14 protein-coding genes are annotated in these 15839 nt (G+C 60.2%); 6 read left to right on the top strand and 8 right to left on the bottom strand.

The window, feature by feature from the left end; genetic code table 11:
* Window positions 1-85 precede the first annotated feature (85 nt).
* The 5 genes from AC30D7_RS21635 to AC30D7_RS21615 all read right to left on the bottom strand — a co-directional run bounded on the left by AC30D7_RS21635 (window position 86) and on the right by AC30D7_RS21615 (window position 4280).
* Complete coding sequence (locus AC30D7_RS21635) at window positions 86-529, bottom strand: hotdog fold thioesterase (protein WP_096480908.1); 444 nt, start codon at window positions 527-529, stop codon at window positions 86-88.
* A 32-nt stretch (window positions 530-561) separates the two neighbouring features.
* Window positions 562-2229 carry an AMP-binding protein gene (locus tag AC30D7_RS21630; RefSeq protein WP_490135417.1) on the bottom strand — a complete coding sequence of 556 codons (1668 nt, stop codon included), beginning with the start codon at window positions 2227-2229 and terminating at the stop codon, window positions 562-564.
* Window positions 2230-2425: 196 nt separating this feature from the next.
* Window positions 2426-2878, bottom strand: coding sequence for a phosphohistidine phosphatase SixA (gene sixA, locus AC30D7_RS21625; protein ID WP_489836897.1), 453 nt, complete (start codon window positions 2876-2878; stop codon window positions 2426-2428).
* The gene (locus tag AC30D7_RS21620) at window positions 2875-3222 is read right to left on the bottom strand and encodes a DUF4389 domain-containing protein (protein WP_007937595.1); all 348 of its coding nucleotides are present in this window, start codon (window positions 3220-3222) and stop codon (window positions 2875-2877) included. The genes sixA and AC30D7_RS21620 overlap by 4 nt, the downstream gene beginning before the upstream one ends.
* A gap of 35 nt (window positions 3223-3257) precedes the next feature.
* Entirely contained in the window at window positions 3258-4280 is a 1023-nt protein-coding gene (locus AC30D7_RS21615) for an NAD(P)H-dependent glycerol-3-phosphate dehydrogenase (RefSeq protein ID WP_490135416.1), read from the bottom strand.
* 196 nt (window positions 4281-4476) lie between these two features.
* Between AC30D7_RS21615 and AC30D7_RS21610 the strand changes: the two genes are divergently transcribed.
* The 6 genes from AC30D7_RS21610 to AC30D7_RS21585 all read left to right on the top strand — a co-directional run bounded on the left by AC30D7_RS21610 (window position 4477) and on the right by AC30D7_RS21585 (window position 11983).
* Window positions 4477-6594, top strand: coding sequence for a TonB-dependent receptor plug domain-containing protein (locus AC30D7_RS21610; RefSeq protein ID WP_490135415.1), 2118 nt, complete (start codon window positions 4477-4479; stop codon window positions 6592-6594).
* 1 nt (window position 6595) lies between these two features.
* Window positions 6596-7528 (top strand): ABC transporter substrate-binding protein, encoded by a 933-nt coding sequence (locus AC30D7_RS21605; protein ID WP_490135414.1) that lies wholly within the window; start codon window positions 6596-6598, stop codon window positions 7526-7528.
* Window positions 7525-9426, top strand: coding sequence for an ATP-binding protein (locus AC30D7_RS21600; RefSeq protein ID WP_490135413.1), 1902 nt, complete (start codon window positions 7525-7527; stop codon window positions 9424-9426). Before AC30D7_RS21605 ends, AC30D7_RS21600 begins: the two co-directional genes overlap by 4 nt.
* Window positions 9427-9671: 245 nt before the next feature.
* Window positions 9672-10187 (top strand): 3-hydroxyacyl-[acyl-carrier-protein] dehydratase FabA, encoded by a 516-nt coding sequence (gene fabA / locus AC30D7_RS21595; RefSeq protein WP_018926285.1) that lies wholly within the window; start codon window positions 9672-9674, stop codon window positions 10185-10187.
* An 11-nt stretch (window positions 10188-10198) separates the two neighbouring features.
* Window positions 10199-11419: a beta-ketoacyl-ACP synthase I gene (fabB, locus tag AC30D7_RS21590; protein WP_007937568.1), complete on the top strand. Its 1221-nt coding sequence runs from the start codon at window positions 10199-10201 to the stop codon at window positions 11417-11419.
* Between the two features lie 375 nt (window positions 11420-11794).
* Entirely contained in the window at window positions 11795-11983 is a 189-nt protein-coding gene (locus tag AC30D7_RS21585; RefSeq protein WP_030130084.1) for a hypothetical protein, read from the top strand.
* A 66-nt stretch (window positions 11984-12049) separates the two neighbouring features.
* Here the strand turns inward: AC30D7_RS21585 and AC30D7_RS21580 are convergent, their stop codons facing one another.
* The 3 genes from AC30D7_RS21580 to relA form a co-directional block, all read right to left on the bottom strand.
* Entirely contained in the window at window positions 12050-12592 is a 543-nt protein-coding gene (locus AC30D7_RS21580; RefSeq protein ID WP_477815485.1) for a DUF2058 domain-containing protein, read from the bottom strand.
* 25 nt (window positions 12593-12617) lie between these two features.
* Window positions 12618-13451 carry a nucleoside triphosphate pyrophosphohydrolase gene (mazG, locus tag AC30D7_RS21575; protein WP_028938909.1) on the bottom strand — a complete coding sequence of 278 codons (834 nt, stop codon included), beginning with the start codon at window positions 13449-13451 and terminating at the stop codon, window positions 12618-12620.
* Between the two features lie 141 nt (window positions 13452-13592).
* Window positions 13593-15836, bottom strand: a complete 2244-nt coding sequence (gene relA / locus AC30D7_RS21570) for a GTP diphosphokinase (RefSeq protein ID WP_490135412.1) — start codon at window positions 15834-15836, stop codon at window positions 13593-13595.
* Between the last annotated feature and the right edge of the window lie 3 nt (window positions 15837-15839).

Here is a 15839-nt window from a genome sequence, read left to right as displayed (position 1 = left end):
TGACAGGAATGATGACAGTCGGGTCAGGGCTATGGCGGGGGAGCAAGAATGCCCCCTCGCCTTGCTACACAGAGCATGCCGAAACTCATCGCGCCGGCGGATTCTCCCCCAACGGCACCACCGCCATGGTCAGCCGCGACACACAACTGGCCTTGCCCTCATCACTGGTCAAGCGAATATCCCAGACATGGGTGGTGCGCCCGATGTGAATCGCCTTGGCCACCGCCGTCACCCGCCCGCTGCGCAGACCGCGCAAATGGTTGGCGTTGATTTCCAGGCCCACGCAATAAAACTTGCTGGCGTCGATGCACAGGAAACTGGCCATCGAGCCAACGGTTTCGGCCAGCACCACCGAAGCGCCGCCGTGCAGCAAGCCATAAGGCTGGTGCGTACGGTGGTCGATGACCATGCTCGCGGTCAGCGACTCGTCATCGAAAGCTTCGAAGCGAATATCCAGCACTTCGCCGATGGTGTTTTTCTGGATAGCGTTCAACTGCTCGATGTTGGGAGTGGTGCGCCACAGAGTCATCGTTGCGTTCCTTTGTTGGTGTTGTTCGTGACTCAATCCTGCCACAGCACCGCCTCGCTGCGCGCGCTCCATTCTTCGAAGCGCGCACCGTAAGCCGCTTCGATCATGTTGCGCTTGATCTTCAGGGTCGGTGTCAGGAAGCCGTTTTCCACCGCCCAACTGTCCTTGACCACCACCAGCCGATGCAAGCGTTCATGCCTGTCGAGGACGCCGTTGACCTCCTCCAGCAGTTGTTCCAGGCTTGAATGCAAACCCGCCCTCGCCGTCCCGCTGGCGTCCTGCTGACCGACCGCCGACAACACGCACAACCCCAGTGGCGCGCTCAAGCCATCGCCGACCACGCACACTTGTTCGATCCGCGAATGCACCGCCAGACGATTCTCGATTGGCGCCGGGGCCACGTATTTGCCTTTGCTGGTCTTGAAGATTTCCTTCAGGCGCCCGGTCAGGCGCAGGTTGCCCTCGGCGTCTTCCTCGCCTTTGTCACCGGTGCGCAGGAAACCGTCCTCGGTGAGGGTTTCGGCGGTTTTCAAAGGCTCCTTGAAATAGCCGAGCATGGTCGCGCCACTGCGCACCAGCACTTCGCCGGACGGCTCGATACGCACCTCGACCTCCGGGCAGGGCTTGCCGATCCAGCCGGGTTTGTTTTGACCGGGCAGGCCGATATGGGAGTAACCGCAGCTTTCGGTCATGCCGTAAACCTCCAGCACGTCCAGCCCCAGCTTTCGATACCAGCTCAACAAAGCCTGTGGCACTGGCGCCGCGCCGGACAAGGCAATGCGCAAGGCGTCCAGCCCCAGCCCGGCGAGGACTTTGTGCCCTACCCGTTTACCGATGAAAGGCAGGCCGAGCAGGAAGTCGAGGCGTTTTGCCGGGATCTTGCTGTACACGCCCATCTGGAATTTGGTCCAGATGCGTGGCACGCCGAACAGCGCGGTCGGTCGGGCACGCTGCAAATCGGTGAGGAAGGTGTCGAGGCTCTCGGCGAAAAACACTGTTTGCCCGGTGTAGATCGCTGCCAGCTCGACGAACATCCGCTCGGCGACGTGGCACAGCGGCAGGTAAGACAGCAGGCGATCCGACTCATTCAGGCCAAACAACCGGGTGCCATGGGTGGTGGCAAATCCCAGAGTGCCGAAACTGTGCATCACGCCTTTTGGCTGGCCCGTGGTGCCGGAGGTGTAAATGATGGTCGCCAGTTGATCGGCGGCGGGTTTGGGGTCGTCCTGAATCGGTGAGCTGCGTTGCAGGTCGGCCCAGCTGAAATCGAAAGTGCCCACCGGGCACAGCGGCAGGCTGATGGTCGGCAGGTCAGGCCTAATCCCGACGGACATGCCCGGCCAGTCATCCAGCTTGCCGATGAACGCCAGTGCGGCTTCAGAATGATCGAGCACCTGGGCCACGGATTCGGCGGTCAGATTGGGGTACAGCGGCACCGAAACATGCCCGGCCATCCAGATCGCGAGGTCGGCGATGATCCAGTGAGCGCAGTTTTTCGAGATCAATGCGATGTGACTGCCTTGCGGCAATTCGCGAGCCCGCAGCCAGTGGGCAGCGCAGCGCGCCTGATGGCCGACATCGGCCCAGGTCAGCGTTTCGACCTGGCCGCCTCCGGTCGGCTGGACCAGAAAGCGCTGGCGCGGATGACGGGCTTCGCGCTCGTAGAAGACGTCCAGTGGCAAACGAAAAGCAGCGGACATGCGACTTGCTCCCTTATTTCTGATCTGGAGCAAGCGTAGTCAACCAAGCAAGTGCTTGGTTGACTATTTCACGCAAAAACCAAGAATGCCGCCGACTCTGTGGGAGCGTGGCTTGCCCGCGATGGCATCAACGCGGTTTCACTGATACACCGTGGTGTCTGCATCGCGGGCAAGCCACGCTCCCACAAAAAGCAGGTTACGGGTGTTTGATGCCGTTGAGCTTCATTGCCCCAACCAGCAGTTCATCGCCCTCAAGCTCCGCCAGCCCGGCAGTGCAGACTCTCTCCGGTTCCTGCACATGGCCATGCTGCAAATAACCCAGCAGGTTGCCGACCAGCGGGTTGTGGCTGACCAGCAGCGCATGATCCACGGACACCAACTGCTCCGCCACCGCTTGCGGATTATTGTCGGGCGTCAGCCACTCGACGGTGCGAATCTCCGGTGCAAACCCCAGCTCCTTGCGCACCAGCATTGCGGTCTCCTGTGCTCGCAGGTAAGGGCTGGCATAAATGGCAGTCAGGTGTTTGCCCTTCAATTTGGCCGCGATGCGCTTCACCTCTTTGCGCCCCTTGTCGGTCAGTGCCCGCTCGGAGTCCGGGCGAGTACCGTGAGGCTCAGCTTCACCATGACGCAATACCCAGAGTTTCATAGTTTCGGTTCCTCATCTCGGGCCGGATGCGGTGCCGGCGCCACAACGTGCGGGGCTTCACCCTCCGGTGTACGCGGCGCTGGCCAGTCGGCGAACGGCCAAGGCTTCTGGTCGCTATGAAAGCTGCCAAAACGACCGATCTGCGCCAGAAACTGACTCAGGCTGTCACCGAAATTCATCAGGCTGGCGCTCGGTGCGCCATATATCAAACGATAGATCAGCTGCACCAGCACCACTGCGCCGAGGATCAATTGCGCCACTTGCCAGACCAGCACATAGACAATCATCCACAGCACCCGCAGCAGGATGGATTCGTACTTGCCTTCTACTTTCGGATCGTTCATGTCTGCCTCGTTCCCTGCTCGTATCGGTTAAGTGCTTAGAAACCACTGGGGGAAATAAAGTCCACGTCGGTTTTCGGTTCGCCACGCATCAACAACTCGATCACCTGATTCAGCGTGCGCCCTTCGAACAGAATCGCATGCAATCCGGCGACCAGCGGCATGTACACGCCTACTTCCTGAGCCTTGGCCTTGAGCACCTTGAGGGTGTTCACGCCTTCGGCCACTTCGCCCAGACGCGTCACCGCGTCCTCCAGGCTCAAGCCCTGGCCGAGGGCAAACCCGACCTGGTAATTGCGGCTTTTGGGCGATGAGCAGGTGACGATCAAATCACCGACGCCCGCCAGCCCCAGGAACGTCATCGGGTTGGCACCCTGACTCACCGCGAAGCGGGTCATTTCCGCCAGTGCCCGGGTAATCAGCATGCTCTTGGTGTTTTCCCCCATGCCCAGCGCCACCGCCATGCCGGCGATGATGGCGTAGACGTTTTTCAGCGCCCCGCCCAACTCCACGCCAAAGCGGTCGGCGCTGGCGTACACGCGAAAGGTCCGGCCATGCAGCGCGGCCTGGACCTGCTGGCAAAGGTCTTCGTCTTCGCTGGCGACCACCGTGGCGGTCAGCGCGTGTTCGGCGATCTCACGGGCCAGGTTCGGCCCGGACAGCACGCCGATGCGCGCTTGCGGGGCGATGTCTTCAAGAATCTGGCTCATCAGCTTGAACGTATGGGCTTCGATGCCTTTGGTCAGGCTCACCAGCATTTTGCCGCTCAAAAGCTGAGCGTAAGGCGCCAGCACCGAGCGCAGCGCGCTGGAGGGCAGCGCGACGAAGCACAGGTCGCAGGCCTCCAGCGTGGCTTGCAGCTCTGTGACCGCCTCCACCGCCGGAAGAATTTTGATGCCTTTGAGGTAACGCGGGTTCTCGCGATTGACCCGAATGGCCTCGGCCTGCTCGGGGTCACGCATCCACAGCCGCACCTGATGCCCGTTCTCGGCCAGCAGATTAGCCACGGCGGTACCAAAACTTCCGCCTCCCAGGACCGCAATTGGGCGCTGTTCAGTCATATGCAATCCGTTAATCCATACCAGTGGCGATGCCCGCATTATACGGAGCGGCCCAGTGGCGGCCAGCCCCGACATCAATTACCGGCACTTGTAGGAAGAAGACCGAGAAAACCGAGGAAAATGCCTGCAACGTGACTGGAAAAGTCTTTGCTCTCGGTTAACATGCGCGCCAATCAACCGCTATCAAGGCCGTGCCGTGTCTTTTGGCTCTCCCTCTCCTCGCTCGCCACTGGTGCTGGCGCTGATGTTCAGCTCGCCATTGCTGGCCGACGACTTGTTCCTGGACAACGATCCGTTGCCGCAAGTGCTGACCGCGACGCGCCTGAAGCAGTCGCCGGCGGCCGTGCCGGGCAGCATGACGGTGATCGACAGCGAACTGATCAACGCCAGCGGTGCGCGGGACATCAGCGAGTTGCTGCGGCTGGTGCCAGGAATGATGGTCGGCAATATCAGCGGCAATCAGGCGGCGGTGAACTACCACGGCACCAACGCCAGCGAAGCGCGGCGCATGCAAGTGCTGATCGACGGCCGCTCGGTGTACCGTGCAGGCTTGGCCACGGTGGATTGGAGTGATATTCCGGTGGCCATGGAAGACATCGAGCGCATCGAGGTTTTCCGTGGCCCGAACACCGTCAGCTACGGCGCCAATGCGCTGATGGCGGTGGTCAATATCATCACCCGCAAACCGGTGGACAGCCACGGCACACGGCTGAAAGTCACCCGTGGCCAACGCGGCATCAATGATTTCTACGCCAGCCAGGGTATGGGCTGGGACAGCGGCGACTTGCGTTTATCGCTCTCCGGCCAACAAGACGATGGCTTCGACTCGGACCGCACCGGTGCCGATTACCGCGACAGCCGTCGCTTGAACCGCTTCAGCCTCGCCGTCAGCCAGACGCTGAATGAGAACCAGAGCATCGATTGGCAACTGAACGCCAAGGACGGAACCAATCAACGGCCCTATACCTATCGCCCGGTATTCTCGGGGATTACTGCCGCCGGGAACAATTCCGACGTCATTGCCAAAGACTATGCCGGCTCGCTGCGCTGGAACCTGGACATCAACCCCGATCACAGCCTTTATATTCAAGGCTCGGCGCAACACTGGGATCGTCAGCAGACCTGGCGTGCCTGCGATGCCGAGATCTCGTTCAGCCCGCAGCTGACTCAACTTTGGCAGCTCAATCCCAATTACACCGAACGCCTGGCGCGCAACATTGCTCGTTTCACCGGCGCGCCCCCCGGTACAGCGGCAGAACAAGACCTGGCCAATCAGGTTCTGGCGCAATGGCGAAACGGCGCGAACAAAACGCTGTGCGGCGACATCGACCAGAGTGCCCGAGAGTCGCGCTACGACCTCGAACTGCAAGACACCCTCAGCCTGTCCGACACGCTGCGGCTGGTCAGCGGCATGAACTATCGTTACGACCGGGCTGATTCCGAGACCTACTTCAATGGCACGCTCGACGACACCACCTGGCGGGCGTTCGGCCAACTCGAGTGGCGCGCCACCGAGCACTGGTTGCTGCAAGGCGGGGCGATGTTCGAAGACACGCAATTGACCGGCAGTTCACTGACCCCGCGGGTGGCGGTCAACTATCTGATCAACCCGCGCCACGGTTTGCGCGCGGTGTATTCGGAAGCCGTCCGCTCACCGGACATGTTCGAGAACAGCGTCAACTGGAGCTACCAGGTGACCAACCTGCAACCCAGTGCCTACGGCCAGAGCAGCGCCCGCTATTTCGTCAGGACCCGTGGCCCGGGCGACCTCGAACAGGAACGCATGCGCTCCCGGGAACTGGGCTACAACGGCTTCTTCACAGAGTGGGGGCTGATGGTCGATGTGAAGCTGTTCTACGACGAAATCAACGGCATGATCAGCGAACCGCTGCGCAACAATCAGTACATTGCCAGCAACTCGAACAGCTCTCGATTCTCCGGGACTGAAACCCAGCTGGACTGGCGCGTCAGCAGCGCCGACCGTCTGCGCCTGACCTACGCCTATGTCGATGCCGAGGCGAGCAACCCGCTGGATGCACAACAGACGGCGCGCAACAGCGGCTCCGCCGGCTGGCTGCGCAACTGGGGCCTGGGCTGGAACAGCGCGCTCTTCTACTATGGCGCCGACGCCCTCAACGGCTATCGCTTCGAACGGGTCGACACCCGCATCGCCAAACGCATCGGCCTGGGCAAGGCCAATCTGGAACTGGCCGGGATCCTCCAGCAACGCCTCGACAATCAGCCCACCACCTTCGTCGACAACAACTACGACGAGCGCCGGGTGCTCTACTTCAGCGCGGAGCTGGAGTTTTAAGATGCAGCATCGCCTGCCACGGAAGACGCCAACCCTTGGCCGCCTGCTGGCCGGGCTGTGCCTGCTGTTTACCGGGTTGCTGTGCATTCTGCCGGCCCGGGCCGCCGACATTCTGCTGACCGGCGCCGAGGACAGCCCCGGCGTGGAGTCTTTCGTTCAGGCCCTGAGCGAGTTGCGCCCCACCGACAATGTGCGTTTCCAGCCGGTCACCAGCCTTCCGGCGCCAGATCAGCTGCCCACTGGCACCCGCCTGATTCTGCTCGACCTGCAAAGTCTCGATTGGCGCCTGCAAGCCCCTCAGGGTCCGGCGACGCTGGTGCTGCGCATCAGCCGCTTACAAGCCCACCAACGCTTTGGCGATGTTTTGCCCCCGCACCTGAGCCTGCTCTGGAGCGATCCGCCGCTGGATCGACAATTGCGCCTGACCCGACTCGTCCTGCCCGAGGCCCGACGGGTCGGCGTGCTTTTCGACAGCCACAGCGAATTCCTGTTGAAGGAACTGCATCAGGCTGCCCTGCCCCTGGGCCTTGAAGTGGTCACAGAGCGTTGGGACAACACCAATGACAGCCGCCCGTTGCAGGCCCTGCTGAAAAACAGTGATGTACTGCTGGGCCTGGATGATCCTGATTTGTATAACCCGAAAACCGTGAAAAACCTGCTGCTCAGCAGCTATGCACGGCAGTTGCCGCTGATCGGTCCCAACGCCGCCTTCGTCAGGGCCGGCAGCCTCGCCAGCACCTACAGCGACCAGAGCGATTGGCTGAAGATTCTCGACGAACTGCTCGACCGCCCCTCCAGCACCTGGCCGCGCACCCTTTATCCGCAGCACTTCAAGGTCTTGAGCAACCCGCAAGTGGCTCGCTCATTAAGCATTGAACCGATGAATGAAGCCTCAGTCGCAACACAGCTGGCCGAAGGAGAACACCGCCCATGACCTTCCGTCGCGGTTGGGACATCAATACCCGTACCCAGATCATCAGCCTCGGCCCGGCGCTGCTGTTGACGTTGTTACTGATCAGTTTCTTCACTTTCGTGCGAATCCAGGACCTGCGCCAGGAACTCGACCACACCGGTCAGTTGATCGCCAACCAACTGGCGCCGGCCACCGAATACGGGGTGATCTCTGGCAATAACGACGTGCTCGAAAGTTTGCTCAAAGCGACCCTGGCCACACCCAATGTGCGCTTTCTGGAAGTGCAGGACAGCACCAACCGGATTCTGGTGTATGTCGAACAACCGTCGGAAAGCCACCACCGCTCGCATCAGGTCGAAGTGTTCCAGGCACCGGTTCGGCTGCAACGCATCGCGCTCAACAATGACTTCTTCCAGAACAGCCGCTCCACTCCCACGAAACCGGGCGAGGACTATCTGGGGCGGGTGATCGTCGGCCTGTCCAACGACGCCTTCAACCAGCGCCAGCAGGAAATCCTGTTCAAGGCCGGGATCCTGGCCCTATTCGCCCTTCTGTTTACCTTTCTGCTGGCTCGGCGCCTGGCCAGCAGCCTGTCGCAACCGATCCACGACATCGGTAATGCGGTCAAGGCGATCCAGAAAGGCGACTTCAAAACGCCCCTGCCGATTGTCGACGACACCGAACTGGGCGCCCTGTCGCAACACATCAATAACCTTGCCCAGGGCCTTGAACAGGCCAGCCGCGAACAACATCAGGCCATGGCGCAATTGATCCGGACCCGCGAGGAAGCGGAAAAGGCCAACAACGCCAAATCCGATTTCCTGGCCATGATGAGCCATGAGCTGCGCACGCCGATGAATGGCGTGCTGGGCATGCTGCAACTGCTGGAAACCACCGAGATGACCGAGGAGCAGATCGAATACGCGGCGCTGGCCTCGGAATCAACGGAGCATCTGCTCAAAGTGATCAACGATATTCTCGATTTCTCGCGCATCGAACGTTCGGAACTGGAGCTGGAGCACATTGCGTTCAACCTCGCGGACCTGATCACCAGTTGCGCCCAGTCGTTCCAGCACAGCGCAGTGCAACGCGGGCTTGACCTGCAACTGCAGATCCCCGAGGACATGCGCGCCCTGCAGGTTCAGGGCGACCCGACGCGGATCAGGCAGATACTGGTCAACCTGGTCGGCAATGCGCTGAAGTTCACCGAACGGGGTCGCGTCACGATCGAACCGCAGTGGCAGTCGCTGGATCACGAATTGCTGTGGTTCACCTGCACCGTGCGCGACAGCGGGATTGGCATCCCGGCTGAAAGCCTGGAATTGATGTTCAACGCGTTCCAGCAGGCCGACAGTTCTATTTCAAGACGTTACGGCGGCACCGGGCTGGGGCTACCGATTGCCCGCACCCTGGCAGAACGAATGGGCGGCACCTTGCGTGCTCAGAGCGAAGAAGGCGTTGGCTCGGTGTTCACCCTGGAAATTCCTTTGGCGCTGTATAAGCAGTCGTTGCCGGTGCTGACGCCGCGAGTACATACCGGCAATGGCCACGGCGAAGGTCGCAATGTGTTGCTGGTGGAAGACAACCCGGTCAACCGCACCGTCGTCGAAGCAATGTTGCGCAGTCTGGGCTTTACTGTCAGCGTCGTCACCGACGGTGCACAAGCGGTGCGCAGTGCCGAAAGCCTGATTTTCGAAGCAATTCTGATGGATTGCCGACTGCCGGTCATTGACGGCTACGAGGCCACCCGACAGATTCGCCGACTGCCCGGCTGCGCTGACGTGCCGATCATTGCCCTGACGGCCAACGCCTTGCAGGGCGACCGTGAAGCCTGTTTGTCCGCAGGAATGAACGATTACCTGGCCAAGCCCTTCAAACGCACTGATCTGCAGCAAATTCTGCAGCGATGGGTGCAGTAGTGCAGGCCTTTCGGCTATCTGCGACTGGCGTGAAAGACGAAAGTGCGGCAGTCTTAGGCACCCGAACAAGTCCTAAAAGGGGCTTGAATAATAATTTCAGTGCACAAGTGTACATTCATGTCCTTGGTGCTGTGACTTTCACTACAACGCAATAGTCTATGAGTAGGCTGCTGACTCGAGGCATGAACGCTTCGATCGGCCGGGAAGATTCGCCCCCCTGCCGCATGGACTATTGAGGAGCTCGCATGACCAAACAAAACGCCTTTACCCGGGAAGACCTGCTGCGCTGCAGTCGTGGTGAGCTGTTCGGCCCAGGTAACGCGCAACTGCCCGCCCCGAACATGCTGATGGTCGATCGCATCACCCTGATCTCCGAAGAGGGTGGCAAGTACGGCAAAGGTGAATTGGTCGCCGAGCTGGATATCACTCCAGACCTGTGGTTCTTCGCCTGCCACTTCGAAGGTGATCCGGTGATGCCGGGCTGCCTGGGCCTCGACGCCATGTGGCAACTGGTCGGTTTCTTCCTTGGCTGGCAAGGTCTGCCAGGCCGCGGTCGTGCCCTGGGCTCGGGCGAAGTGAAATTCTTTGGCCAGGTACTGCCGACCGCCAAGAAAGTCACCTATAACATCCATATCAAACGCGTCCTCAAAGGCAAGCTGAACATGGCCATCGCCGATGGTTCCGTGACTGTCGACGGCCGCGAAATCTATACCGCCGAAGGCCTTCGGGTCGGCGTTTTCACCTCCACTGACAATTTCTAAGGGTTATCCGCATGCGCCGCGTCGTTATCACTGGTCTGGGCATCGTTTCGTGCCTGGGCAATGACAAAGAGACCGTCTCCGCTAACCTGCGTGCAAGCCGCCCTGGCATCCGGTTCAATCCGGAATATGCCGAAATGGGTCTGCGTAGCCAGGTTTCCGGCTCCATTGACCTTCCCCTCGAAGAGCTGATCGATCGCAAGATCTATCGCTTCGTCGGCCACGCGGCGGCTTACGCCTACCTGGCCATGAAAGATGCCATCGCAGACTCCGGTCTGACCGAAGAGCAAGTTTCCAACCCGCGTACCGGCCTGATCGCCGGTTCCGGTGGTGCCTCCACGCTGAACCAGATGGAAGCGCTGGACATCCTGCGCGAAAAAGGCGTCAAGCGCGTCGGCCCATACCGCGTAACGCGGACCATGAGCAGCACTGTTTCCGCCTGCCTGGCCACCCCGTTCAAGATCAAGGGCCTGAACTACTCCATCGCTTCTGCCTGCGCCACCAGTGCTCACTGCATCGGTACCGCCATGGAACAGATCCAGATGGGCAAGCAGGACATCGTATTCGCCGGCGGCGGTGAAGAAGAGCATTGGAGCCAGTCGTTCCTGTTCGACGCCATGGGCGCCCTGTCCAGCCAGTACAACGAAACCCCGGAAAAAGCTTCCCGTGCCTACGATGCCAAGCGTGACGGTTTCGTCATCGCCGGCGGTGGCGGCATGGTCGTGGTCGAAGAGCTGGAACATGCTCTGGCCCGCGGCGCGAAGATCTATGCGGAAATCGTTGGCTACGGCGCGACTTCCGATGGCTACGACATGGTCGCCCCAAGCGGCGAAGGTGCCATCCGCTGCATGCAGATGGCTATGTCCACCGTCGACGCACCGATCGACTACCTGAACACCCACGGCACCTCGACTCCGGTCGGCGACGTGATGGAAATGAAAGGTGTGCGTGAAGTGTTCGGCGACAACGCTCCGGCCATCAGCTCCACCAAGAGCCTGTCGGGTCACTCCCTGGGCGCCGCCGGCGTTCACGAAGCGATCTACTGCATGCTGATGATGGAAGGCAACTTCATGGCGGGTTCCGCCAACATCGACGAACTGGACCCGGAAGTGGCAGACATGCCAATCCTGACCAAGACTCGTGAAGACGCCACCATCAACACCGTGATGAGCAACAGCTTCGGCTTCGGTGGCACCAACGCCACGCTGGTACTGAAGCGCTGGCAGGGTAAGTAATACCCCGCTTACGCCACACATAAAAACGCCCCGACTGGTTCGGGGCGTTTTTTTGCTTGTAAATTGGCTCCGGGAATCGCTCTTTGTAGGAGCCAGGCTTGCCGGCGAAGGCGTATTCAAGGACGCTTTCGCCGGCAAGCCTGGCTCCTACAGATATCAGGTTCAGCCTGTGTTTTCCTCCTCGAAAACATGAAACATTTGTCATGGAACTCAACAGCCTGCGACTGAATGTCGCGTATTTCGCGGGCTGCAGCACTTTCTCCGTTTTTGAAAAAGTCCGTTACCGAATTCAGCCGTTTACTTAGCTAGCTAACAAACTCTATAACAAAGGCCTGCACACGCCTTGCTGCAGATAACAGAGATTGGAGCTAGCAGATGACTGTAAAAGTAACTGAACGCGACGATTCACATATGTCCCATGAAGGCATCGCCGCCGGTATCCGCATCTGGGATGTACATCAACAAGACCTGCTGGTCGGGATGTTCCACTCCGAGACCGAAGCCCACCAATACAAGGCCGAACTGGAAACACTGGAGCAGCAACGCGAAGCGCGTTCTGCATAACCACCACATTGAAAATGACAAACCCCGCCATGAGCGGGGTTTGTCGTTATTGCAGCCGTTAACGCCTTACCACATCAGATCGTCAGGAATCTGATAGGCCGCGTACGGATCGTCTTCGGCACTGACTTCTTCTGTCTTCACATTCAGCTGCACGATGCGCTGTGGATCGCGCTCCTGAATCTTCAGGGCCGCTTCACGAGGGATCACTTCGTAACCGCCAGCGTGATGCACGATCGCCAGGGAACCGCTGCTGAGCTTGTTGCGCATCAGGGTGTTGACGGAGATGCGCTTGACCTTTTTGTCGTCGACGAAGTTGTAGTAGTCCTCGGTGTTCAGCTTGGGCAGGCGCGAAACCTCGATCAATTGCTTGACCTGTGCGGCGCGGGCCTTCTGCTCGGCCTTCTCCTGCTGCTGACGGTTGAGCTCCTGATCGCGCTTGACCTTCTCGGCCATGGCTTCCTGAGCCGCACGCTGCTGGGAGTCATCGAGTTCGATCTGGCCTTTGTGGGCCAGACGCTGTTGTTTCTGTTTTTCTTTGCCGACCTGTTTGGCCTGCTTTTGGTTGACCAGCCCTGCTTTGAGCAACTGGTCGCGAAGGGAAAGGCTCATGGTGCTTACTCACTTAGGCAACAGCTCAGCCGCAGCTGGGCAAATTCTTTTCCTGACGTTTGGCTTCGCCCCACAAGGCGTCCAACTCTTCGAGGGTGCAATCTTCTATGGGACGGTGGGTGTCGCGCAATGCCTGTTCGATAAATCGGAAGCGTCTTTCAAATTTTGTGTTCGCGCCACGCAGTGCGGTTTCCGGATCGACCTTGAGGTGACGCGCCAGATTGACCACGGAAAACAGCAGGTCGCCGACTTCATCGGCAATCGCCACCGAGTCATTGTCGGCCATGGCTTCGAGCACTTCATCGAGCTCTTCGCGAACCTTGTCGAGCACCGGCAAGGCGTCAGGCCAGTCGAAACCGACCTGCCCTGCGCGCTTCTGCAGTTTTGCCGAACGGGACAACGCAGGCAGTGCCGCGGGTACGTCATCGAGCAAGGACAACTGCTCGGGCGCCGAAGACTTCTCGGCACGTTCTTCAGCCTTGATCTCTTCCCAGCGTTGCTTGACCTGCTCTTCATTCAGACGCGGGACGTCCAGCGGCGCGTACAGATCACCGGTGGGGAATACGTGAGGATGGCGGCGGATCAACTTGCGCGTGATGCTGTCGACCACCCCCGCGAACTCGAAGCGCCCTTCTTCCCGAGCCAGTTGGCTGTAATAAACCACCTGGAACAACAAGTCGCCCAACTCACCCTGCAAGTGATCGAAATCACCCCGCTCGATGGCGTCGGCGACTTCGTAGGCTTCTTCCAGGGTGTGCGGGACGATGGTGGCGTAGGTTTGCTTGATGTCCCACGGGCAGCCGTATTGCGGGTCGCGCAGACGGTTCATCAGGTGCAGCAGGTCTTCAAGGCTGTACATCAATCACTCTCACTGCAAACCCCTTGTGGGAGCGGGCTTGCTCGCGAAAGCGGTGTGTCGGGCAACATTGATGTCGACTGATACTCCCTCTTCGCGAGCAAGCCCGCTCCCACAGTGGATCGGTGCCAGACATGAACATCATCACGGCGTGCGGTTACGCCGGGTTTCGATGATGTTCGGCAACTGGGAAATCCGCCCCAGCAACCGCCCAAGCGCATCCAGCCCCGGAATCTCAATGGTCAGGGACATCAGCGCAGTGTTGTCCTCTTTGTTCGAGCGGGTGTTGACCGCCAGCACGTTGATCCGCTCGTTGAGCAGCACCTGCGACACGTCACGCAGCAGACCGGAACGGTCGTAGGCGCGAATGATGATGTCCACCGGATAGGTGAGCACCGGCACCGGCCCCCAGCTGACCTGGATGATCCGCTCCGGCTCGCGCCCGGCCAGTTGCAGCACCGAGGCGCAGTCCTGACGGTGGATGCTCACGCCACGGCCCTGGGTGATGTAACCGACGATGGCGTCCCCCGGCAGCGGTTGGCAGCAGCCGGCCATCTGGGTCATCAGGTTGCCGACGCCCTGGATCTGGATATCGCCGCGCTTGCCCGGTTTGTAGCCGGTGGCTTTGCGCGGGATCAGTTCCAGCTGTTCGTTGCCGCGTTCCGGCTCGACCAGTTGCTGCGCCAGGTTCATCAGTTGAGCCAGGCGCAAATCGCCCGCGCCCAACGCAGCGAACATGTCCTCGGCGGTCTTCATGTTGGCCTTTTCGGCCAGCTTGTCGAAATCCACTTGCGGCAGACCGAGGCGATTGAGTTCGCGCTCAAGCAAGGTTTTACCGGCTGCGACGTTCTGATCGCGTGCCTGCAACTTGAACCAGTGAACGATCTTCGCCCGCGCCCGCGACGTGGTGATGTAACCCAGGTTCGGGTTCAGCCAGTCGCGGCTCGGGGTGCCGTGCTTGCTGGTGATGATCTCGACCTGTTCACCGGTTTGCAGGCTGTAGTTGAGCGGTACGATGCGCCCGTTGATCTTGGCGCCGCGGCAGTTGTGACCGATTTCGGTGTGCACGCGGTAGGCGAAGTCCAGCGGTGTCGCGCCTTTCGGCAAGTCGATGGCGTGGCCGTCGGGAGTGAAGATATAAACCCGGTCCGGCTCGATATCGACCCGCAGCTGTTCGGCCAGACCGCCGATATCGCCCAGCTCTTCGTGCCACTCGAGAACCTGACGCAGCCAGGAGATTTTCTCTTCGTAGTGGTTCGAGCCGGACTTGACGTCGGTGCCCTTGTAACGCCAGTGCGCGCAAACACCCAACTCGGCTTCTTCATGCATGGCGTGGGTGCGGATCTGCACTTCCAGCACCTTGCCTTCAGGGCCGATTACCGCGGTGTGCAGCGAGCGGTAGCCGTTCTCTTTCGGGTTGGCGATGTAGTCGTCGAACTCTTTCGGGATGTGCCGCCACAGGGTGTGGACAATGCCCAGCGCGGTGTAGCAGTCGCGCATTTCCGGCACCAGCACGCGAACGGCGCGCACGTCGTAGATCTGGCTGAACTCCAGACCCTTGCGCTGCATTTTGCGCCAGATCGAATAGATGTGTTTGGCCCGGCCGCTGATGTCGGCCTCGACGCCGGTGGCCTGCAACTCGTTCTTGAGCTGGGTCATCACATCGCTGATGAAGCGCTCGCGATCCAGCCGTCGCTCATGGAGCAGCTTGGCGATCTGCTTGTACTGGTCGGGCTCGAGGTAACGGAAGGATAAGTCCTCCAGCTCCCACTTGATGTGACCGATACCGAGGCGGTGAGCCAGCGGCGCGTAGATGTCGAAGACTTCACGGGCGACGCGGTTGCGCTTCTCGTCATCAGCGGTTTTCACCGCGCGGATCGCACAGGTGCGTTCGGCCAGTTTGATCAGCGCAACGCGCACGTCGTCAACCATGGCCACGAGCATCTTGCGCAGGTTTTCCACCTGGCCCTGGGTGCCCATCACCATGGATTTACGCGGACTCAGGCTGTCGCTGATCGCCGCCATGCGTTGCACGCCGTCAATCAGTTTGGCGACCACCGGGCCGAAGCGCTGGCTGACCGCCGGCAACTGGATCTGGCCTTCGCGCACGCCGCGGTACAGGACCGCCGCGACCAACGAATCCTGATCGAGTTTGAGGTCGGCGAGAATCTCGGCGATCTCAAGGCCGGTGCGGAAACTCGAGGTCCCTTCGGACCACAGGTTTTTCGCCGCATTGGCTTGTTGTTCGGCCTCGCGAGCGAACTCGCAGGCTTCTTTCAAGGCTTCGCGATTCAGTGCCGTATCGATACTGACCGCGTGATCGAGCCAAGCCTCGAGATTGATACTGCCGTCAGTGTTGATCGGCTGGTGTGCTCTCACCTGTACCATCTT

It is taken from the genome of Pseudomonas sp. DF5 (assembly GCF_058148225.1).
Note: the sequence above shows the minus strand (reverse complement) of the source record. Positions and strands in the feature narration are given on the sequence as shown.